Origin of the sequence: Candidatus Flexicrinis affinis (genome assembly GCA_016716525.1) — a bacterium.
Classification (GTDB): Bacteria; Chloroflexota; Anaerolineae; order Aggregatilineales; family Phototrophicaceae; genus Flexicrinis; species Flexicrinis affinis.
In genome coordinates, this window is record JADJWE010000006.1 from 155,605 (window position 1) to 175,384 (window position 19,780).

A 19,780-nucleotide genomic window follows, 5' to 3' on the forward strand; every position below is an offset into this window, starting at 1 on the left:
TGACTACTCCTCGTTTACATCCCGGGCTCCATTCACGTTGTCGCGATGCGATTTCGACTGCGACTGCTCATCGGGCGAGCCCAGTTGAAGCGTAACACCTTTTGCACCCAATGAGTCTTGATAATTCTTCGCACCCGTCACAAGGGTGTCGTGCACGGTCGAGGTGCCCTGAAGGCGTTCGGCGAAGTGCGCCGTGACCTGCTCGGTCTTGGCCGAGCGTTGGGCGGCTTGCAGGTTTCGCGCGCGGTCGAGGGCTCCGCTGATCTGAGCAACCATCTGCACGAATACATTGGTGTCGTTGCGCGTGTAGATCTCGGGCTTGGCGCTGTCGATTTCCACAACGCCGACGACCCGTTCGGCCACGACGAGGGGCGCGGCCAGTACCGAGCGCACCGGCCGGCTTGCCACCAATGGGCGCAGATCAGGATTGGCCCGCATATCGCTGATGGAGACGGTGTCGCCCTTCTGCGCGCGCTCGGCCGGCGTGCCGTCCAGCCGGTAGTTGATCGGCTCGGTCGGGCGGTACGGGCGGCCGTTCTCGAACTTCATCACCACGCGCACGGACCCCGGTTCGGACGGTTCGAGTTCCGGCCACGACGCACGGCCTTGCAGCCAATCGGTGTTGACGAGCACCCACAGGTCGTCGGCAGGCAGGATGTCGTGTATGCGGTCGGCCACAGAGTCGAAGACTTCGTCGTCGTGGCTCGCCATCACCAAATCCGACGACAGCCGAGTCAGGGCTTCGAGCTGCGACGCCTGGCGTTGTGCCTCGCGGAACTGCCGCAGGCTGAGGAACAGCATGGCGAGCTGGTTGGTCAATGTGCGCGCTACCTCGACGATGGTCAGGTCGAACTCGTAATCGTCGCGCTTGATGTCGAGACCGATCGACCCGAAACAGCGTTCGGACGCGTCCAGCATCGGCAAAAACAGCATTTGCTTGATGCCCGACTCCACCAACGCGGCGCGGTTCTCAGGCGTCAGCTTGGTGTCGTTGGCGACATCCTCGACGATCACGGGTTGGCGGGTCTCGATGGTCTGGATGAGGTACGGGTTGTCCGGCGGGATGACGAGGCCGACCAGCTTCTCGTCGGGGTACTCGGCGACCACCTCGGCGGATTTGTCCTCGCGCACCAGCGTGATGCCCGCGTGGTCCACGCCGAGGGCGCTCGCAAACGTCCGCGCGCCTTCTTGCAGCAGGCTGGGCTCGTCACGTACCGTGAGCAGGCGCAGCGCGAGGTCGTTGACGACCTGCAGCACCGGGAATTCCTGCTTATGCGGCGTGCCGTTGGTTTCATTCATTGTCCTGACCTTCAGACTCACTTGATCGCATACAAGTTGGCAAAGTTGGGCAAATCCGGGCGTCATGTCGACAGCCGCGTGCAGAGCAACGTAGATCTGCGCGACGAGCTGGTTGTTGACGATGACCGGCAGCGCCACCGCGCTGTCGAACGTCAATTCCGTCTGGCGGATGAGCGCCGGCATCACCGGGTCGTCCTGCCAGTCGTAATCGGAATGGTAGAACACGGGTTTTCCGAACGCCCGCGACGCCAGCCATGTGCGGAAGAACCAGTCGCTGCGCTCGACGTCGAACGTTTCGTGCAGCGGGATGTCCGGCACGTCGCTGCGCAGGCCGTACAGCAGTCGATTGACGACGTAGCGTCCGACACGCTGTGTCTGGAACGGGTTGATCTGCACGCTGGCCCATGCGACGACGTCGTAGTCGGTGCCAAGACAGCGGCGGACGGTTTTCATCACGTCGGTCTCGTCATGGGCAGCCAACAGTGCGCGGCTGAATTCAACGACTCGCGACAAATCGTTGGGCTTGCCGCGCAGGTCGTCGTCGCGGAGCCGCACGACCGCCGCCGTCACCGGTAAGCTGATCCCCGGCAGCACGACTTGTAGCGGCTGGAGCAGTTCGGCAGTCGTCGCGCCGATGACCAGCACGCCGTGGACCTCGTCGTTGGCGACCAGTCCGATGTACGCGGCGGCTTTGCAGCCCATCGCCATCAGGCTGTGGGCCAAACGTGGCGCAAAGCGGGCCAGTCCGCTGTTCTCAAGCGCGTCGACGAACGGCTTCGCTTCGCCTAACCGCGTGATCATCTCATAGGAGTCGCGGCTGCGCGCATTGTCGTACAGTTCGTCGACGACGGGCTGCATACCACGCACGCTAAAGCGCGACGCCACCGCTTCGACGGTCAGCAAATGCGGGGTCATACCGCCGCGTACTGGCTCGTTGAACAGCGCCACCATGGCGGTCGTAATCGTCGGCGGCAACGCGTCCAGCACGGCGGCCGCTACACCCGGGTATTCGTCGGCATCGAGCATCTGCTGGCTGGCTTGCACCAAACGCGAAGCCCAATGCTCGCGCACCGACACCTCGTTCAAACCGCGCGCCGTATCGGTCAACAGGGCGATGCGGTCGGCAAGGCGCTGGAAGCTATGAATCGCGACATCGCTGATCACGCGCGATACGGTGGACAAGACGGCAAGCACCGCCGTCGTGCGCCCGATGCGCGAGATGGGGTAGAAGGCCGCGTTGACGAAGTCGTTAGCGTGCAGCCATTCGTATAATGCCGTGCCAAGCGTGAGTTTCGTGTCCGGACCGAGCGCGTGCAGCACGAACGCATCACCGGCGCACACACGATCGCGCAGCTTTTCGCCCAACCGCGACCACGCAATATCGAGCGAGATGCTGCGCCGGACATCGGCGTGGTTGGCCGGCAGGGGGCTCCATCCTTGCAAGTACCCCGCCTCGTCGTACTGCAGCACGTTGACGGCCAGCACTTCGCGCTTGGTCAGCAGGCGCTGCGCCACGATATCGGCCATCTGGCCGAGGCTGGTGGCCGTGGTGAGCGTCGTGAGGACGGTCAGCAGGTTCTGCTCGATCATCTGCTGGGCGTTGTCTCCGTAACGCTCCATAGCCGCGGCGAACGTGTTCACCGCGCGCGAATCGCGCAGGTCGAGCGCCAACCCGATTTGGCGCGCCAGATCGATCAGCCGCGCGCGGGCCTCATCGCCGAGCGCGCCGCGACGCGTCACCTCCAGCACGTATTCGGGCGCGCGGACAAGGTCGGCCACTGCCGGGAAATACCAGCGATCCGGCGCGTCGAACGCCGGCACGCCCTGATGCAGGACCGGCACCAACGCCGGATGCGTGCTGAGCCTGATGACTTCCCGCCGTTCAGAGTCAGACGCGGCGGGCACTGCCGCCGCTGTCGGGACCAGAATGTCGTCTTGAACTTGATACAACCGGAGATCGTACAGGTCGCGATCGGAACTACGTGCACTGTCGAGCAGACGTGCCAAGAGATCACGGGGAGGAGCAAGGCTCCTCGACCACTGGTCGATGATTGTGAGTAGGTCTGCGCCCATACTCCACCCTAACTGCCGGGTGAGCCCCCTTCACCCTGCGTTTCACGCTGAAACCGACACCCGCGTCCGGCTACTGCCATTCCCACACGGGTTCACCGTTCAGAAGACGCCGAATCTGGGTGGGGAAACGGTCGGGATCCAGTGGTTTGCCGAGAAACCCGTTGAAGCCGGCCTTCTGCGCCCGACGCATTTGTTCTTCGCTGGCTTCGGCGGTCACAGCACACACCACCGTGTTCTTGAGCTTCGGGTTTTGACGCACTTTGTCGAGCACCGCATAACCGTCATTATACGGCAGTCGAATATCCAATAGAATCAGATCGACGCGGGGAAGCATCTCCGCGTACTGGACGACCTGCCAGCCTGAGGTTTTCCATTCGCAGCGGCGAATCCCCATGTGATTGAGCATACGCGCAATCAGCATGAAGTTCGGCACCGTATCCTCCACGACGAGGACGTGCGCCTCAGTGGGATCCACCACCTTGCGCTCTTCAACCATCAATCGGCACCCCCGTTCTGCGATGCGTTAGCTGCCTGCACGGGCTCCGCGCGCTTGAGAAAGCCTCGTACAGTGTCGACGAATGTGTCAATGTCGATGGGTTTGCTGATGTATCCGTCGCATCCGGCAGCGATAAATCGCTCGCGGTCGCCTTCCATAGCGTTGGCTGTCAGCGCAACGATGGGAACATGGCGAATAGCGTCAAGCTTGCGGATTTGGGCAGTCGCCGTGAGGCCGTCCATATCCGGCATGCTGATGTCCATGAGGATCAAATGAGGAGGCTCGGCAATCGCCAGCTCGATGCCGGTTTGCGCGTTGTCGCTCTCGAGATATGTGATCTCAGGCGCAAGCATCGAGAACAACCGCTTGACCAGCAATCGGTTGTTCGGCTCGTCCTCGATATATAAGACACGGGTGGTCATTCCGTGGCGCCCCTCAATCTTCAAGCGTATACAGCATGGTACTGCAGACACACCCTCAGGCGATTGCAGCAAACCCATTGTAACCGTGAATTGTCGATCTGCAATTAAGGTTACAAGACCGCAATCATTCCGGGCCCTGCGGGAGTTTGGTACACTTGACCCCGACGTGCGCGCACCGACCGCACGGCATGTGATCCGGAGATACTCAGGAGATTCGCACATGAAGCAGTACAACACACCGCCGGCGATGGCGATCGACCCCAAGAAGAATTACACCGCCGAGTTCGTGACCAACAAGGGCACGTTTCAAATTCAACTGTTCGCCGACCGCGCCCCGATCACCGTCAACAACTTCGTGTTTCTCGCGCGCGAAGGGTTTTACGACGGGATTACCTTCCACCGCGTCATCGCCAACTTCATGATTCAGGGCGGCGACCCGACCGGCACCGGGCGCGGCGGCCCCGGGTACCGGTTCAACGACGAGGCCGGCTCGCTCCAGATTCGCCACGGGACCGGCGTCTTGAGCATGGCGAACGCCGGGCCGAACACCAACGGCTCGCAGTTCTTCATCACGCATTCGCCCCAGCCCCATCTCGACGGCAAGCACGGCGTGTTCGGGCAGATCATGGGCGACGGCATGACGGTCGTCAACGCCATCCGTCAGGGCGACAAGATCGAGTCGGTGACGATCACCGAGGCTTAGCCGATGAGCGATCCGGCCCCCGAACCGGTCGAGCCGATCAACGCCGAGCAGGCGCGCAGCTTGTTGTATCAGGCGATTCGCGACCGGCTGGGCGAGCATTGGGACGACGAAGAGACCGGATGGCGGCTGGTCACCGGCCATGACTACATGGCGCGCCTCACCCGTGGCCGGCGCAACGTCGACTTCTACGTCGACCTGCTCGGCAATGTGACCGTCGAGGAGAAGCCGATCAGCCCGGCGCAGGAACAGGGCCGGTTCAACGCGTGGCTGCTGCTGATCGCGTCGCTGCTGTTGGCGTTCGTAATCGCGTATCTGGCCGGTTTCTTCTCGTGATCCGCCGACTTGACCGTTGGGCGTTGGCGGCCGCGGCGCTGGGCATCGTGCTCGCGCTGCCGATCCTGACCTACCCGATGGGCCGCGATCAAGGCATGTACGCCAACATCGCGCAGAGCATCCGCGCCGGTGGCTTGCCCTACATTGATATGTGGGACATCAAGCCGCCGGCGATTTATTACCTTTACGCCACCGGATTCAGCGTGTTTGGCGCGTCTCCGCTGACTGTGCGCCTGCTCGACCTGATCGCCATACCGCTGGCGCTGCCGGCGTTGTTCGGCCTCACCGACTCGGCAGCGGGCCGGCGCGCGGCGCGCTGGGCAATGCTGCTGTTCCCCGTATTTTACTTCACCGAGACGTTCGCCAGCCTGAGTCAAAGCGACTCCTTGGTGCTGCTGCCGATGATGTGGGCCGCGTGGGCGGCGCACCGCGCGTCGAAAGCCCCGCCGGCCACCCGCCGCGCGCTCGGATTCGCGCTGCTCAGCGGCGCGTTGTGCGCGGCCGTGATGTGGTTCAAACACTATTACGCGCTCTTTGCGGCGGCGCTGGCCGTGGCGCATCTCGCGGCGCGGATCGCCGTGCGGGTTTCTCCGGGGCGTATCGTTCGCGAAGCGGCGGCGTTCGCGGTCGGCGGGTTGGCCGTCGGCCTGCCGGTCCTGCTGTATTTTGTGGCCACTGGCATCTTCGACGAAATGCTGATCGTCGCTAGCGGCACGTCGCAGTACAACGCGCAGGCGTTCTCGAGCTTGTCGGCGTTCTGGGATCAGATGGGTAATTACGTGGCGTTCCGCTGGTGGCACTGGGGGCCGCTGCTCGTGCTGGCCTCTACGCTTCCGCTGACGCTGCTGCTGCCCCGACGCCAACCTGCGCGCATGACGACGCTGATCGGCCTGTGGCTGGTGTCCGGCATCGTATTCGTCGTGATTCAGGCCAAGGGGTTCGACACGCATTGGCTGCCGATCCTCCCGCCGCTGACGATCCTCGCCGCGCTGGCGCTCGACCGCTGGCTGTCGGCGGCGCAGCGTATCGACCGCAGATTGGCGTATGCGATCGGCGGCGCGGGGGGTGCCCTGTTCGCCGGCATCCTCGCCAAAGACACGTGGGTGCGGGCGTGGCCGTACATCTCCGGCGAACAGGGCGTGCGCGGCTACTGGCGGCAGTTTCAGGCGGGCGACCTGAACGCATGGGACTCGCTGCAGATGGCGCGCTGGCTCGAAGAGCGCACCACCCCCAGCGACACGGTGTACATCTTCGGCTTCCGGCCTGAGGTCGCGTTTCTCGCCCAACTGCGCCCCGCGACGCGCTTTCAGGCGCAGTTTCCGCTGGTGGGAGACCGCTACCCGCAGGCATGGAAGCAGGAGAACGTCGATACGCTGTGGGCGGCGCTTCCGCCGTACGTGATCGTGCTGCGCGCCGATTATATGCCGTGGGTCACCGGCAGCGACGACGACTCGAATGTGATCCTTGCGACGCAATACCCCGCGCTTTCCGATTGGCTCGCATATAATTACGAACGGGACATTGAACTGGGCAATTTCCTCGTTTGGAAGCGTAGGGGGGATTCATGAGGGACGCCGCGGGCTTCTTGGGTACGGGTGCGTCATTGGCAAGCGATTTGACCTTGCTTGCATATTTGTTGTTTCTGCTGCCGGGCATGCTGCTCGGCTTTTATTTTGCGCGGCGCAAGAAGTTCTCGCCGCATCACAAGCTGGTGATGACCACGGTCGTCATCATCAACTGGATCCTGATCGGATTCCTGATGCTGGTCAGCTATCGCGAGGGGGTTATCCCATTTCTGTCGGCGGAGTTCAACGCCGACCCGCGCGTGGCGCTGCCCATCGTCCACGGCGTGATCGGGTTCACCGCACAAGTATTGGCGACCTACCTCGCTCTGCGCATGTGGTTCGAGAAGCGGCTTCCCAGCATCGTGATGGTGCGCAACATCAAGGTCTACATGCGCTTCACGCTGGCGATGTGGATCGTCACGGCGATGTTGGGCGTGGCGATTTACGCTGTGTGGTATGCAGCACCTTCGGGTGCAAGCGCCGATATCCCGCCCGGCGCGACTCCCGAGCTAGCGGCGACCGACGAAGTACGCGGCGACCCCGGACATGTATCGTCGCTCATCTCCGACGTGGGGCCGATCGGGCTACAGATAACGCCGGCAGCAACCTCTGAACTTGTGCCCGCAGCCACGATCGAACTACGCCCGGAATCGACCTCCGAACTGAATCCGGCGTCGACGCCCGAGATTCGACCAGCCGTGACGCCCGAAATCGGCCCTGAGTTCACGCCCGAACTTCGCCCGGCTATGACGCCCGAGATCCGCCCCGCTGCGACGGCAGAGATTTTTCCGGTATTTACTGCCGAGGTGCGATCTGACGCGGCCGAACGGGCAGCCCGGGATGCCCTGCGCGCCACCGAGGACGCAATCGACGCTCTGCAACGCGCGGCACGCGATGCGCAGCGCGCGACAGAGGACGCGTGGGACGACATCATGGATGCTACGGAAGACGCAGCCAAACGCCGTGATGATGACGATGACTAAACGAGGATACGCCGATGAGCAGCGGCTATCACATCGCGCAGATCAACATCGCGCGGCTGATCGAGGAGATCGATTCGCCGCGCATGGCGACATTCTTTGCCCGCATCGACGAGATCAACGCGCTGGCCGAGCGCACGCCGGGGTTTGTGTGGCGGCTCAAGGGCGACGACGGCAACGCCATGGCGATCCGCGTGTTCGACGACAACATGCTCGTCATCAACATGTCGGTGTGGGAGTCGATCGACGCGCTGTACAACTACACGTACTTCAGCGATCACGCGGAGGTCTACCGCCGCCGTGCCGAGTGGTTCCCCAAGCTCGGCGCGCAGCATCTGGCGATGTGGTGGGTCGAAGCGGGTCACATCCCGACGCCGGCGGAGGCCAAAGACCGGCTCGCCCACATCGAAGCGCACGGCCCGACGCCGACCGCCTTTACGTTCAAGCAGCGATTCGATCCGCCCAACAGCTAGAGGAAGCGTATGAAAGTCATTGGTTTGATGTCCGGCACGTCGGCAGACGCGATCGACGCGGCGCTGTGCGAGATCGACGGCGCACCGCCCAAGCTCGAGGCGCGCACGCTCCACGCCATCACCTACCCGTATCCGGACGGCTTTCAGGCGCGGATTCTGGAAGGCTGCCTGCCGGAGCACAGCCGCGTCGATACGCTCTGCCAGCTCAATTTCGACATGGGCGAGCTGTTCGCGAAGGCCGCGCTGGCAGTGATCGAGGCGGCCGGCCTGACCCCGCTGGACGTCGACCTGATCGGCTCGCACGGGCAGACGGTGTGGCACATGGTCCAGCCCGGCGGCGCGGTGAGCGCGACCCTGCAAATCACCGAAGGCGCGGTGATCGCCGAGCGCACCGGCATCACGACGGTCAACAACTTCCGCACGCGTGACGTCGCCGCCGGCGGGCAGGGCGCGCCGCTGACCGGCTACGCCGATTGGCTGCTGCTGCGGCACCCGACGGCCTGGCGCGCGATCCAGAACATCGGCGGCATCGGCAACGTGACATTCCTGCCGCCGCTGAGCGATACGCGCAGCGTGCCGGTCGCCTTCGACACCGGCCCCGGCAACGCGCTGATCGATGGCGCGGTGGCGTACATGACCGGAGGGCGCGAGGCCTTCGACCGTGACGGTCAGCGCGCGCTGCGCGGGCATCTCGACGAGGATTGGCTGCAAGACCTGAGCGCGCATCCGTACTACGCGCAGAAGCCGCCCAAGACGACCGGGCGCGAGTTGTTCGGCGCGGTAATGGCAGCGGAGTTGGTGCAGGCCGGACGAGCCAAAGGCATGAATGACGACAGTATCGTCGCCACGATCACCGGACTGACGGCGGCCAGCATTGCGGACGCGTACATCCGCTACGGCCCGACCCGGCCGGAGGAGGTGATCCTCGGCGGAGGCGGAGCGCGCAACCCTGCGCTGATGAGTCTGCTGCAAACGCTGCTGCCGGGGTCGCGCGTGCTGACTCACGAGGATGTCGGGCTGGACAGCGACAACAAGGAAGCGGTGGTGTTCGCGCTGCTGGCGCACGAGACGTGGCACAACCGGCCCGGCAACCTGCCCTCGCTGACCGGTGCGGATCACCCCGCTGTGCTCGGCCAGATCACGCCCGGGGCGAACTACGCGGCGTTGATCCGCCGGACTTGGTGTTGAGGGGAATTCGGAGCGTATGAGAAGCGTACGCCCTTCGCTGTCTTTCGTAGGGACACGGCCGATCTCGGGTAGCAAGTCAATATGCAACAAAAAGGGGGCTTCTCAGCCCCCGGGTTCTAAAGGTGTAGCGCGTGCGTGCTAGCTGTTCACGACCGTGACAGCGCTCGCCTGCATGCCCTTCCGGCCCTGCGTGATCTCGAACTCGACCTTAGCGCCCTCTTCAAGGGTGCGGAAGCCGCTGCTCTGGATCTCGGAGTAGTGGACGAACAGGTCTTCGCCACCGTCCTGGGAAATGAAGCCGAAGCCCTTTTCCCCATTGAACCACTTCACGGTACCATTCGTACGATTTGCCATTGTGATACTCCTAAACGGATTGGGTTTTGCCACGACCTGATCACACAAAATCCAATCGGTGTAGGATGCTTTGTGTACCTAGAGGGTTACTTGAAGAGTGACGACTGCCTGGTGAATGCGCGCATTCGCTGCTGCAGGAGGCTCTTACTGTTTCTCTTGTGAGGCTGATGGGTGCACAACCACTGCACCAATGTAGTCCGGCACCATTGCCGGGTTATGTGCTACATTGCTCAGTCAGCATAACAGAGTTCTTGCCGAATGATAGGGTGAACCTTGATCGCCGGACAACCGGGATAAAGAGGCTGGCAGACACCGGAGTCTGGCGCTTGAGAAACAAAGCAGGTTTGGTGCCGGCACTTCGCATTCCCCTTCCCCCTCTTCACTGGACTCTGGCGGGCTTTCGCGCGGGGCGGGGTCGCGCTACAGTCACCGTATGAGCGCCGTGTCGTTCCGCCCCATGACCCACAAGGACGCCGAGTTGCTCGCCGGATGGATCCCGCAGGTGCCGCTGTGGCAGCGCTACGGGCTGACCAGCGAGCGTGCGTTTTCGCTGCTGCTCGGCGGGCTGGACGCGGGCGACGTGCTGCCGGTCGCGGTCCTCGAAGGCGACTGGATCCCGGCCGGGTTCGCGTGGGTGCTGCCGCGCGGGGCGTTCGGGCGCAGTCCGTACCTGCGCTGGTTCGGCATCCGGCCCGGCCTGCACGGGCAGGGGCTGGGGAGTTCACTGCTGGCGCACGTCGAGCTGCTGGCGGCGGAGCATGGGCGTGAGCTGTTCCTGCTGGCCGCCGACTTCAACATCGAGGCGCAGCGCTTCTACATCCGCCACGGCTACGTGCAGGCCGGCACCCTGCCCGACTATGTGGTCCCCGGCGTGGGGGAATTGCTATACTTCAAGCGATTGGAGGCCCGTGCGGAACCGGACAACACGACATCGACCTCTGAGTAGTGGTTTTTGCATCCAGGGAGTAGACCAACCATGCGTAAAGCGTTTCTCGCCCTCGTTTTGATCGCCCTCGTGGCGCTGGCGATTTCGCCGGTGGCTGCGCAGGGCAACGTGCTGGTGATGGCCCGCGCCGCGGACACCACCGGCCTCGACCCGCACACCCAGACCGCGTTCGCGTCGTTCCGCCTGTTGGAGCTGATCTACGAACCGCTCGTCAACCTCGACGCTGACCTTAACGTCATCCCGGCGCTGGCCGAAAGCTGGGACTTCGCCGAAGACGGCATGACGCTGTCCTTCGCGCTGCGCCAAGGCGTGACGTTCCACAACGGCGCCGACTTCACATCAGCCGATGTCGCGGCGACGTTCGCCCGCATCCTCGATGAGGCCACCGGCGCCGCTGCCCGTGCCAACTACCTGAACATCGCGTCGATCGACACGCCGGACGACTACACGGTTGTCTTCAACCTGTCGGCGCCGGACGTGCCGCTGTTGGCCGCGCTGGCGACCACCAACGCCGCTATCGTCGACAGCGCCGATATCGAGAGCGGCGCGGTCGCCACGGTCGCCAACGGCACCGGCCCGTTCGTCCTCGACAACTGGACGCCGGAAGAGACCACCACGCTCAGCGCCAACGAGACCTGGTGGGGCGACGGCCCGAACGTCGACGGCATCGAAATCCGCATCATCCCGGATGAGGCGTCGATCCTCGCGGCCCTGCGCGCCGGCACCATCGACTTCGCGCTGCTCAACGACCCGCTCGTGGCGACGCTGTTGATCGGCGACGCCAACGTGCAGCTCAACCGCGTGCCGGCTATCGCCTACCACGTGCTGCAGCTCCGCGCCGCCGTCGAACCGCTGGACAAGCTGGAAGTCCGTCAGGCGATCAGCTGTGCCATCGACCGGCAGGAAGTGCTCGACACCGCGTCGCTGGGCGAAGGGATCGTGACCGGCCCGCTGACGATGGCCGCATTTGCGCTGCCGACCGACGAGCTGTTCTGCTACGAGAAAGACCTCGACAAGGCCCGTGAACTGATGACTGCGGCCGGGGTCGACGGCTTCACCCTCAAGGTGATCGCCGCCAACGCCGAGCCGCCCACCGCCCTCAGCGAGGCGCAGAGCATTCAGGCGCAGTTGGCCGAGATCGGCATCACCGTCGAGATCGAGTCGCTGGAACTGAGCGTGTACGTCGACCGCTGGCTGGCTGGCGACTTCGAGGCCGCGGTGGCGCTCAACGGCGGCCGCCCCGACCCGTACACGATGTACTCGCGCTACTGGCAGACGTCCGGCAACCTGAACAACGTCGCCGGCTACATCGACGAGACGCTCGACGACCTGATGGCGCGCGGCCGCACCGAGACCGATCCGGAAGCCCGCTACGAAATCTTCGCCGAGTTCCAGCGTCACCTGACCGAGATGGCGCCGTGGGTGTGGCTGTACACCGGCTACGAATACACTGCGCAGCTGCCGGTCGTGCAGGGCTTCGTGCCGTACCCGACCGACTCGCTGATCTCGCTGGCACAGGTCACCCTGAGCCGCTAGTCGGCGACCTGCACGTGCCAAGGGGCTAAAGCGCCCCCTGCACGCTCATTCACGCGGATTGGCCTCGTTCGCGGGGCCAATCCGCACAACACCGGTGATGCGCGATGCATATCCCTAACGGGGCATGCGACAGCGCCCCGTCTTTCTTTCCTTAGGCATCAGATATGATTCGCTATTTGACCCAACGCGCGATCGCCTTTGTGCCAACCCTGATCGGCGTGTCGATCCTGATCTTCTTCGCGATTCGGCTCGTCCCCGGCGACGCCATCGTGGCGATGCTCGGCACCGAAGCCGGTATGCTGACGCAGACTCAGCGCGAGTCGCTCGAGGTCTACTTTGGCCTCGACAAGCCGCCCGTGGAACAGTACTTCTCGTGGATGGGCGGCGTCGTGACCGGCAACCTCGGCCTGTCGGTGCGCCACGGCCAACCGGTGCTCAACCTGATCCTCGCGCGCTTCCCGGTCACGCTGCAATTGGCGGTGATGGCTTTGTCGATTGCACTCCTGATCGGCCTGCCTATCGGGATTCTATCGGCCATTCGGCACAACTCGGCGGTCGACCTGTTCGGGCGTCTGCTTGCGCTGCTGGGGCTGGCCACGCCGAACTTTCTGCTCGGCTCGCTGATCATCGTCGTGCTGTCGGTCGTGTTCAAGATCCTGCCCAATTCCGGTGACTTTACGCCGCTGCACGAAGACCCCGGCAAGAACCTCAGTCAGCTGATCTTCCCGGCGTTCACGCTCGGCTTTTCGTTCTCGGCGTCGGTGATGCGCACGACGCGCTCGGCCATGCTCGAAGTGATGGGACAGGACTACATCCGCACCGCCCGCGGTAAGGGGCTGGCGGGCGGCGTGGTCGTGCGGCGGCATGCGCTGCGCAACGCGCTCATCCCGGTCATTACGATCATCGGCGTCGAGCTGGGCTACCTGCTCGGCGGCGCGGTCATCATCGAAGAAATCTTCGCGCTGCCGGGGATCGGGCGGCTCGTCTACAACGCCATCTCGCAGCGGGACTACGCGCTGGTGCAGGGCGTGGCGCTGTTTGTCGCCTTCAACTTCGTCGTCATCAACCTGATCACCGACCTGCTGTACGCAGCCGCCGACCCCCGGATTTCGTATGGACAGCATGCCTAAGCCGCCCTCGACGTTCGCGCGCCTGCTGCGCAACCGCAGCGGACTGGTCGGACTGCTGCTGGTCGTCGTCTATGTGGCGGTCGGTGTGTTGGGACTGCTCGGCACGACTCCCTATCCGGTCAACGAGCAGCACGTCCGCGACCGGCTGACCGGCCCCAGCGAGACGTACGCCTTCGGCACCGACTTGTTCGGCCGCGATGTGTTCAGCCGCTTGATGAAAGGCGCGGCGAATTCGCTGCAAGTCGCCGTGCTCTCGGTGGCGATCGCCACGCTGGTTGGCACCGCTATCGGCACCGTCAGCGGCTATATCGGTGGCCTGTTCGACAACGTCGTGATGCGCATCATGGACGTGTTCTTCGCGCTGCCTGCGCTGCTGCTGGCGCTCGTGATCGTCAGCGTGTTCGGGCCGGGGGGCGGCACGACGGTGGTCGCCATTGGCATCGTCTACACGCCGATCTTCGCGCGCGTGTCGCGCGGGCCGGTGCTGGCTGTCAAGGAGATGGAATTCATCATGGCGGCGCGCTGTTTGGGGCTGTCGAACCTGCGCATCATGCTGCGCCACGTGCTGCCCAACACCCTCGCCCCGCTGATCGTGCAGGTCAGCCTCGCGCTGTCGTGGTCGCTGCTGACCGAGGCGGGCCTGAGCTTTCTCGGCCTCGGCACGCAACCGCCCGAGCCGTCGTGGGGCGTGATGCTCAGCGAGGGCCGCGCGCTGGCCGAGATGGCGCCGTGGCTGATGATTTTCCCGGCGCTGGCGATCATGCTCGGCGTGCTGGGGTTCAACCTGCTCGGCGATGGCCTGCGCGACGTGCTTGACCCGCGCCTGCGCGGCGTAAAAGCCTAAGGGCGAAGTTGCCAGATGTCAGTAGGCAGTTGTCAGCGACCCGGACACGGTAGTGCCGCGTCCCTACGAAATAGTCGGTTTTCCCGAAGCCTTACATCTGGCCACGGACTCCTGATAGCTGACTCCTGATTTCATACACCTCGCGTAGTGTATACTCATGCGCGGGGACTGCACATTGAGGCACGTATGAGCGACAACGAGTGGGTGAGCCTGCGCCGCGCGGCCGAGCTTCTCGGCGTACATCCCGCGACTGTCCGCAATTGGGCGGACAAGGGCGACCTGCCGTCGCGCCGCACGCCGGGCGGGCACCGCCGCTTTCGCGTGTCCGATCTGCAGCGCCAGATGCAAGCGGACAGCGAACTGCAGCCCATCGAAATTCAGGTCATCCTGCAAAGCGCGCTGGGGCAGGCGCGCCTACAGGTCGGGGATGGCGATTTGGCGAACGTGCCGTGGTACCGCGCCATGCGCGACGAGACCCGCCAGCACATGCGTGTGCAAGGCCGCGCCCTGCTGGAAGAACTGCGCGCGTTTCTCGCCGCCGGATCGCCGGACAGCGGCCTCAGCCGCGCCATCGAGATGGGCAAGCAGTATGCCGTCTCGCTGATCGAGGACGGTTTGACACTGCCTCAAGCCGTGCGCGGATTCCTGTTCTTCAGCGACTTTGTCATCAACTCCGTGCTGACGTGGTCGGAACTGACTGCGCCGCGCAGCCCGATCGAATGGGCCGCGCTGCTGCGCCATGTCAACACGTTCATGAACACGATGCTGTTGTCGATCATCGAATACTATCAGGAAGACTGAGCGTGGCCGACGCCGCGTGGGTGGCCCTGAGCGTCATTCGCGGCCTCGGGGGTAAGACGCTGCGTGCGCTGATCGACCGTTTCGGCGCGCCCGACGCGATCCTCGGCGCGTCGGCCAGCGATCTGCGCCGCGTACGCGGAATCGGCCCAGCGCTCAGCGCGGCAATCACCGCCGTCGACCTGCCGGAAGTCGAGCGCGCGCTGGCACGCTGGCAGGATCGCGGCGTCCGCATTGTGGCATCGGACGACCCTGAGTACCCCGCTGCGCTTCGTACACTCGACGACGCTCCACCAACATTATTCATCAGAGGCCATTGGCCGTGCCTGACCGAACGCGCTGTCGCCATCGTAGGGACGCGCACCGCCTCCCCCGACGCGCTCGCGCTCGCCCAACGCGTTGCCGGCGATCTGGCGGAACAGGGGGTCACGGTCGTCAGCGGGCTGGCGCTCGGTATCGACTCGGCCGCGCACATCGGGGCACTTGCGACGACCCGCGGCGTCACCGCGGCGGTGCTGGGCAGCGGACTGCTCGACATCTATCCGCCGCAGAACGCAGGACTCGCCGCCGCGATTGAACGGCGCGGGGCGCTCGTGTGCGAAATCCGGCCGGATTCACGCGTGAATACGCCGGCGCTCGTCGCGCGAAACCGCATCATCAGCGGGCTGAGCCAATGCGTCCTCGTCGTGCAGACCGACGCTGACGGCGGGGCACTGCACGCCGCCCGTGCGGCGATTGCGCAAGGGCGGCGCGTGTGCTTCGTGGACGATCCGCTGGGCAACGCCGACACCGGGCGCGGCATCGACGCGCTGCGTGAACTGGGTGCCGATCCCCTGCCGCCCGGCCTGTCGATCGATGCCCTGCTGGGCTAAGCGCGTAAATGAGAATCGTGCAGAGGCTTCGCCTCCGCACCTCCACAAGGGGTTGACACCCCTTGACCCCGTTACTGCGAACTCGGCACGCGAGCGTGCCGAGTTCGCGGAAATGGGAGTCCAGAGGGCGCAAGCCTTCTGGCGGGGTTTGGGGCAGCGCCCCAAAGCAGATGGCTAGACTGTCGTGCGCGGTTCGCGGATGAGGATGGCCGCTGCGCCGACGATCACAGCCATCACCGCGGCGCCGGCCAAGTAGGGGGCCGTCGCGCCGATGGACTGAAACAGCACGCCGGCCAGCAGTGGCGCGGCAGCGTTCGCCAGGCTGACCATGGCGGCCGATGCGCCAAGCGACTGCCCGTAGCGCGCGTCGCCGGCGCGTTGGGTGATCAGCGTGTTGATCGCCGGGCGGACCAGCCCTGCGCCGAGCGCGACCGGGACGACTCCCACGATCAGCCACACGACGGCGCCGATGCCCCGGTTGGACTCGGGTGGAAGGGGCACTTGCAGCGTCCCGATCACGGACTCGGTTGCGGTCGGCGCCAGCGAGGCGATCTCGCGCTCGGCGATTCGCGTGATGTAGAACGGGTGCGCCTGCTGCGGTGTGAATGCCAGCACGAACAGGCCGATCGTGAGGGCAGCGAGTGCGATCAACATCAGGTTACGCGCGCCGTAGCGGCGCGCCAGCTTGCCGATCCCGCGCGCCTGCACGCCAACCAGCAGCAACCCGACCCAAATGAACAGCAGCGCGTTGGCCTGCCCCAACATGCCGGCGCGGTTGAGCGTGAACAACCCGAGCGTCGCCTCGAAACCGAAGAACACGACCTGCTGCGCGAACATCAGCACAAGCAGCGCCGTAAAGCGCCGGTCGCTCAGCAAGCTGAACGCGGCCAGCGGCGAACGCGTGACCGACGTCCCCCGCCCGCGCCTGTCCGGTGGCAGCGTTTCCTTGAACGCGAAGACGGTGATCAGAATCGAGATGAACGAATACGCCGCGGCGATGAAGGCTGGCAGGGCGAGGCTGTCGACCGCTTCAAGCGAGGCGATGGCGATCGCCGGACCAAGCAGGAAGCCGAACCCGAACGCCGCGCCGGTCACGCCGAGCCCTTGCGCGCGTGTCGAATCGTCGGTGATGTCGGCCATCGCAGCCTGCGCGGTGGCGAGATTGGCGCCGAACAGGCCGTCGAACACGCGCGAGATCACCACCATCGTCAACGACTGCGCCAGACCGAGCATGACGAAGCTGATACACGTCGTGATCTGACTGATGATCAGCAGCGGTTTACGGCCGAAGCGGTCGCTGAGCGCGCCCATCACCGGCACACCGACCAACTGCGCCAGCGGGAACGCCGCCGCGGTCAGCAGCACTTCGAGCGGCGACGCGCCGAATACCGCCGCGTACAGATGCAGCAGCGGAAGGATGATCGTCAGCCCGAGCACGTCGACGAACGTCAGCGCAAAGATCGGCAGCCAACGGTCGACCGTCAGGCCGGGCCGCGGGGTTTCGGCGGTCATAGAACGGGGCGGTCTTTCTTGGGCAACGTGAGGAAAAGCGCGGCGAGGCCGTAGGTCTGGCACAGAATCTGCACGATCCGCGCCGTATTGTAGGCGTCGTCACCGCCGCGGTGATGCGTGCCGTCGAACGGCAGAGCAAGGTGTTCGAGCGCGCTGCGCAGGCCGACTCCTTGCTTGCGTTTGGTCAACCGCGCATAAACGCGCTTGAGGTTGGCGTGATGCGTGCCGAACGGATACGGCACGGCGTCGGCGGTGCACTGGGCCTCGAACAGCTTACGGTCGAAGCTGCCCCAACTGCCCCACATGCGCTCAGCCGAGCAGAACCGCTCGCTCAGCCACGCGCATCCCTCGGCAAGACCCATACCACCGGCAGCCATCTCCGGCGTGATGTGTGTGAGTTCGGTGCAGAAGGCACTGATCTCGCTGGTCGCTGGCTTGATCAGCACCGAATCCCGCGCGGTGATTTCAAACGACGTGAGATCGAGCGCGCTAACGCCGATCTCGATAATCTCGATACGTTGTCCGTCAGGCGGGGGGCCGCGCCAGCATGTCGCTTCGAGATCGACGATCACCAGTTGGTCAAGGAGCAGTGTCATCATTAGCCTGCCAGAATCCGGGCAGACTCTACCACAAGGCGGCGCTGAGAGATACGCCGGCGCGGCTCAATCGTCGAGGATGTCGTGGTTGGTCTCTTCGCCTACAGGTTCAAGCCAGACTTGAAGCGCGTGGTCTTGGCGCGTGAAGTTGCAGCCGTGATTTGGCGGATCCGATATCGGCGCGCCCAGCGGGATCAGGCGCACGCGAAGCTGTTCGGTGCCCGGCTCGCCGATCGCATGCCAACGGTCGAGCATGTCCTGCGCGACCAAGAACGCGTCCGACCCGGCGAAAGTGTGGCACTTGCCGCCACCTTGATACGGGACGAATGCGGCGCTGGCGGGGCTGAGTACGGCATATCCGCCGCCTGCATCCATGCCGTAGGCCTGCTGCCCTTCACTGATGAAGTAGGTCGCCAGAACGATGTCATCGGGGGCGTTGAGCATGGTGTACGGCATGACGCCCGACCAGATTTGTTCGCTGGTCAACGGCTGGCTGAGGAAGTTGATCTCCTGATCTGCGCTGAGCAGCAGATGCAAGCTCGCGCCGTCGATCTCGTCGGCGTCCAGCGACCACATGACCAGCGCGCTGCTGGCGACCTGTCGCACGAAATTCGGCACGGCGGAGGTGCCGCGCATCAGCACGAAGCGGCACGGCAGGTTTTCCGAGCTGTACAGCGAGCCGTCTTTGAGCACGTCGAACGCAGCCGACACCTGCCCGGCGTGGACCTGAATCGGCGTGACGAGCCTCCCGCGTGGCTTAAGCTGGCGCACCCACGCCTGCGGGACATCCCACACGGTTGCCGTACAGATAATGCGATCGTAGGCCGCACGCGGCGCGTAACCCGATGCGCCGTCGCTGGTGACCACCTGCACGCTGCCATACCCTGCGCGGGCCAAGTTCTCGCGCGCCTGCTCCGCGATGTCTTGATCCAGCTCCAACGATGTAACGTGTCCTTCGGTCCCGACAAGCGCCTTCATCAAGGCGGCGTTGTAGCCCGACCCGGTGCCAATCTCCAACACGTTCATGCCGGGCTTCAGCATCAGTTGATTGAGCATCTGCGCCATCATGGTCGGCTGGCTGGACGAGCTGATCGCCGCGCCGGTCGGGTCGCGCTTGATAATGATCGCCCGGTCGGCATACACTTCGTCCGGGTCGAGGTCGGGCAGGAAGTATGCGCGTGACACGGTCTTGAACGCAGCACGAACACGTGCATCGTGCAGCACGCCGCTGTTCTCGAGCTGTTTGATCAGGGCAGCCGTATCCGGCTTAATACCACGCACGGCGCTTCCTTAGGGTGACGCCCGCATCCGCTTGACTGGCCCGACGCGCCGTGCGCACGCGGCCCATCGCGTCGATGTGCACCTGCCCCGCGTTTTGAAGGCGTGCGAATTCATCCGGCGTGATGACCGGCGCAGGCTCGCCGCCCAAACGTTCGAGCCGCGCGCTCATGTCGTCCACCGGCGCTTCAGGCTGCGGGGGCAGCGTGGCGCGGCTTTCGACAGCCGGCGGTTCGGGCATCGCTTGGGGCGCTGCCGGGGGTTGGCTGGCAGCAGAAGGTGTGCCTGTCGGCGGCGTCTCCTCGATGAAGTTGTCATCGAACGCCTCGCCTTCGGGCGGCGTCGGTGGGGTGAGTTCCGGCATGTTATCGGGCATACGGCC

20 protein-coding genes are annotated in these 19,780 nt (G+C 64.5%); 12 read left to right on the top strand and 8 right to left on the bottom strand.

Annotated features, from left to right (window positions below):
* Positions 1 to 3: 3 nt before the first annotated feature.
* The 3 genes from IPM16_15950 to IPM16_15960 form a co-directional block, all read right to left on the bottom strand.
* On the bottom strand, positions 4 to 3,372 hold the full coding sequence (locus IPM16_15950; GenBank protein ID MBK9124593.1) for a GAF domain-containing protein: 3,369 nt from the start codon (positions 3,370 to 3,372) through the stop codon (positions 4 to 6).
* 70 nt (positions 3,373 to 3,442) lie between these two features.
* Positions 3,443 to 3,868, bottom strand: coding sequence for a response regulator (locus IPM16_15955; protein ID MBK9124594.1), 426 nt, complete (start codon positions 3,866 to 3,868; stop codon positions 3,443 to 3,445).
* On the bottom strand, positions 3,868 to 4,290 hold the full coding sequence (locus IPM16_15960; protein MBK9124595.1) for a response regulator: 423 nt from the start codon (positions 4,288 to 4,290) through the stop codon (positions 3,868 to 3,870). The genes IPM16_15955 and IPM16_15960 overlap by 1 nt, the downstream gene beginning before the upstream one ends.
* Before the next feature lie 247 nt (positions 4,291 to 4,537).
* On the opposite strand from IPM16_15960, the gene IPM16_15965 reads away from it, so the two are divergent.
* Genes IPM16_15965 through IPM16_15990 form a run of 6 tightly spaced genes read left to right on the top strand, consistent with a single transcriptional unit; the run spans position 4,538 to position 9,532 of the window.
* Positions 4,538 to 4,993 (top strand): peptidylprolyl isomerase, encoded by a 456-nt coding sequence (locus tag IPM16_15965; GenBank protein ID MBK9124596.1) that lies wholly within the window; start codon positions 4,538 to 4,540, stop codon positions 4,991 to 4,993.
* A 3-nt stretch (positions 4,994 to 4,996) separates the two neighbouring features.
* Positions 4,997 to 5,326: a hypothetical protein gene (locus IPM16_15970; protein MBK9124597.1), complete on the top strand. Its 330-nt coding sequence runs from the start codon at positions 4,997 to 4,999 to the stop codon at positions 5,324 to 5,326.
* Complete coding sequence (locus IPM16_15975) at positions 5,323 to 6,894, top strand: glycosyltransferase family 39 protein (GenBank protein ID MBK9124598.1); 1,572 nt, start codon at positions 5,323 to 5,325, stop codon at positions 6,892 to 6,894. Before IPM16_15970 ends, IPM16_15975 begins: the two co-directional genes overlap by 4 nt.
* Positions 6,891 to 7,874 (top strand): hypothetical protein, encoded by a 984-nt coding sequence (locus IPM16_15980; GenBank protein MBK9124599.1) that lies wholly within the window; start codon positions 6,891 to 6,893, stop codon positions 7,872 to 7,874. The genes IPM16_15975 and IPM16_15980 overlap by 4 nt, the downstream gene beginning before the upstream one ends.
* A 14-nt stretch (positions 7,875 to 7,888) precedes the next feature.
* Positions 7,889 to 8,344 carry a DUF3291 domain-containing protein gene (locus tag IPM16_15985; protein MBK9124600.1) on the top strand — a complete coding sequence of 152 codons (456 nt, stop codon included), beginning with the start codon at positions 7,889 to 7,891 and terminating at the stop codon, positions 8,342 to 8,344.
* A 9-nt stretch (positions 8,345 to 8,353) separates the two neighbouring features.
* Positions 8,354 to 9,532, top strand: a complete 1,179-nt coding sequence (locus IPM16_15990) for an anhydro-N-acetylmuramic acid kinase (GenBank protein MBK9124601.1) — start codon at positions 8,354 to 8,356, stop codon at positions 9,530 to 9,532.
* 138 nt (positions 9,533 to 9,670) lie between these two features.
* Here the strand turns inward: IPM16_15990 and IPM16_15995 are convergent, their stop codons facing one another.
* Positions 9,671 to 9,886: a cold-shock protein gene (locus tag IPM16_15995; GenBank protein ID MBK9124602.1), complete on the bottom strand. Its 216-nt coding sequence runs from the start codon at positions 9,884 to 9,886 to the stop codon at positions 9,671 to 9,673.
* A gap of 442 nt (positions 9,887 to 10,328) precedes the next feature.
* Between IPM16_15995 and IPM16_16000 the strand changes: the two genes are divergently transcribed.
* The 6 genes from IPM16_16000 to IPM16_16025 all read left to right on the top strand — a co-directional run bounded on the left by IPM16_16000 (position 10,329) and on the right by IPM16_16025 (position 16,012).
* Entirely contained in the window at positions 10,329 to 10,832 is a 504-nt protein-coding gene (locus tag IPM16_16000; GenBank protein MBK9124603.1) for a GNAT family N-acetyltransferase, read from the top strand.
* A gap of 30 nt (positions 10,833 to 10,862) precedes the next feature.
* Positions 10,863 to 12,368, top strand: coding sequence for an ABC transporter substrate-binding protein (locus IPM16_16005; GenBank protein MBK9124604.1), 1,506 nt, complete (start codon positions 10,863 to 10,865; stop codon positions 12,366 to 12,368).
* 167 nt (positions 12,369 to 12,535) lie between these two features.
* Complete coding sequence (locus IPM16_16010) at positions 12,536 to 13,498, top strand: ABC transporter permease (GenBank protein MBK9124605.1); 963 nt, start codon at positions 12,536 to 12,538, stop codon at positions 13,496 to 13,498.
* Positions 13,491 to 14,342 (top strand): ABC transporter permease, encoded by an 852-nt coding sequence (locus tag IPM16_16015; protein MBK9124606.1) that lies wholly within the window; start codon positions 13,491 to 13,493, stop codon positions 14,340 to 14,342. Before IPM16_16010 ends, IPM16_16015 begins: the two co-directional genes overlap by 8 nt.
* A gap of 186 nt (positions 14,343 to 14,528) precedes the next feature.
* Positions 14,529 to 15,143 (top strand): helix-turn-helix domain-containing protein, encoded by a 615-nt coding sequence (locus tag IPM16_16020; protein MBK9124607.1) that lies wholly within the window; start codon positions 14,529 to 14,531, stop codon positions 15,141 to 15,143.
* Positions 15,144 to 15,145: 2 nt separating this feature from the next.
* Complete coding sequence (locus IPM16_16025) at positions 15,146 to 16,012, top strand: DNA-protecting protein DprA (protein ID MBK9124608.1); 867 nt, start codon at positions 15,146 to 15,148, stop codon at positions 16,010 to 16,012.
* Positions 16,013 to 16,186: 174 nt separating this feature from the next.
* Here IPM16_16025 and IPM16_16030 read toward each other — a convergent pair whose 3' ends face one another.
* The 4 genes from IPM16_16030 to IPM16_16045 form a co-directional block, all read right to left on the bottom strand.
* Positions 16,187 to 17,524, bottom strand: a complete 1,338-nt coding sequence (locus IPM16_16030; GenBank protein MBK9124609.1) for an MFS transporter — start codon at positions 17,522 to 17,524, stop codon at positions 16,187 to 16,189.
* The gene (locus IPM16_16035) at positions 17,521 to 18,123 is read right to left on the bottom strand and encodes an exonuclease domain-containing protein (GenBank protein ID MBK9124610.1); all 603 of its coding nucleotides are present in this window, start codon (positions 18,121 to 18,123) and stop codon (positions 17,521 to 17,523) included. Before IPM16_16035 ends, IPM16_16030 begins: the two co-directional genes overlap by 4 nt.
* 63 nt (positions 18,124 to 18,186) lie before the next feature.
* Positions 18,187 to 19,401, bottom strand: coding sequence for a methyltransferase domain-containing protein (locus IPM16_16040; GenBank protein ID MBK9124611.1), 1,215 nt, complete (start codon positions 19,399 to 19,401; stop codon positions 18,187 to 18,189).
* Positions 19,388 to 19,774: a hypothetical protein gene (locus IPM16_16045; GenBank protein MBK9124612.1), complete on the bottom strand. Its 387-nt coding sequence runs from the start codon at positions 19,772 to 19,774 to the stop codon at positions 19,388 to 19,390. The genes IPM16_16040 and IPM16_16045 overlap by 14 nt, the downstream gene beginning before the upstream one ends.
* Positions 19,775 to 19,780: the final 6 nt, after the last annotated feature.

Coding starts and splice junctions, on each gene's coding strand:
- IPM16_15950 (MBK9124593.1), bottom strand. CDS start 3,372: ATGGGCGCAGACCTACTCACAATCATCGACCAGTGGTCGAGGAGCCTT.
- IPM16_15955 (MBK9124594.1), bottom strand. CDS start 3,868: ATGGTTGAAGAGCGCAAGGTGGTGGATCCCACTGAGGCGCACGTCCTC.
- IPM16_15960 (MBK9124595.1), bottom strand. CDS start 4,290: ATGACCACCCGTGTCTTATATATCGAGGACGAGCCGAACAACCGATTG.
- IPM16_15965 (MBK9124596.1), top strand. CDS start 4,538: ATGGCGATCGACCCCAAGAAGAATTACACCGCCGAGTTCGTGACCAAC.
- IPM16_15970 (MBK9124597.1), top strand. CDS start 4,997: ATGAGCGATCCGGCCCCCGAACCGGTCGAGCCGATCAACGCCGAGCAG.
- IPM16_15980 (MBK9124599.1), top strand. CDS start 6,891: ATGAGGGACGCCGCGGGCTTCTTGGGTACGGGTGCGTCATTGGCAAGC.
- IPM16_15985 (MBK9124600.1), top strand. CDS start 7,889: ATGAGCAGCGGCTATCACATCGCGCAGATCAACATCGCGCGGCTGATC.
- IPM16_15990 (MBK9124601.1), top strand. CDS start 8,354: ATGAAAGTCATTGGTTTGATGTCCGGCACGTCGGCAGACGCGATCGAC.
- IPM16_15995 (MBK9124602.1), bottom strand. CDS start 9,886: ATGGCAAATCGTACGAATGGTACCGTGAAGTGGTTCAATGGGGAAAAG.
- IPM16_16005 (MBK9124604.1), top strand. CDS start 10,863: ATGCGTAAAGCGTTTCTCGCCCTCGTTTTGATCGCCCTCGTGGCGCTG.
- IPM16_16015 (MBK9124606.1), top strand. CDS start 13,491: ATGCCTAAGCCGCCCTCGACGTTCGCGCGCCTGCTGCGCAACCGCAGC.
- IPM16_16020 (MBK9124607.1), top strand. CDS start 14,529: ATGAGCGACAACGAGTGGGTGAGCCTGCGCCGCGCGGCCGAGCTTCTC.
- IPM16_16030 (MBK9124609.1), bottom strand. CDS start 17,524: ATGACCGCCGAAACCCCGCGGCCCGGCCTGACGGTCGACCGTTGGCTG.
- IPM16_16035 (MBK9124610.1), bottom strand. CDS start 18,123: ATGATGACACTGCTCCTTGACCAACTGGTGATCGTCGATCTCGAAGCG.
- IPM16_16045 (MBK9124612.1), bottom strand. CDS start 19,774: ATGCCCGATAACATGCCGGAACTCACCCCACCGACGCCGCCCGAAGGC.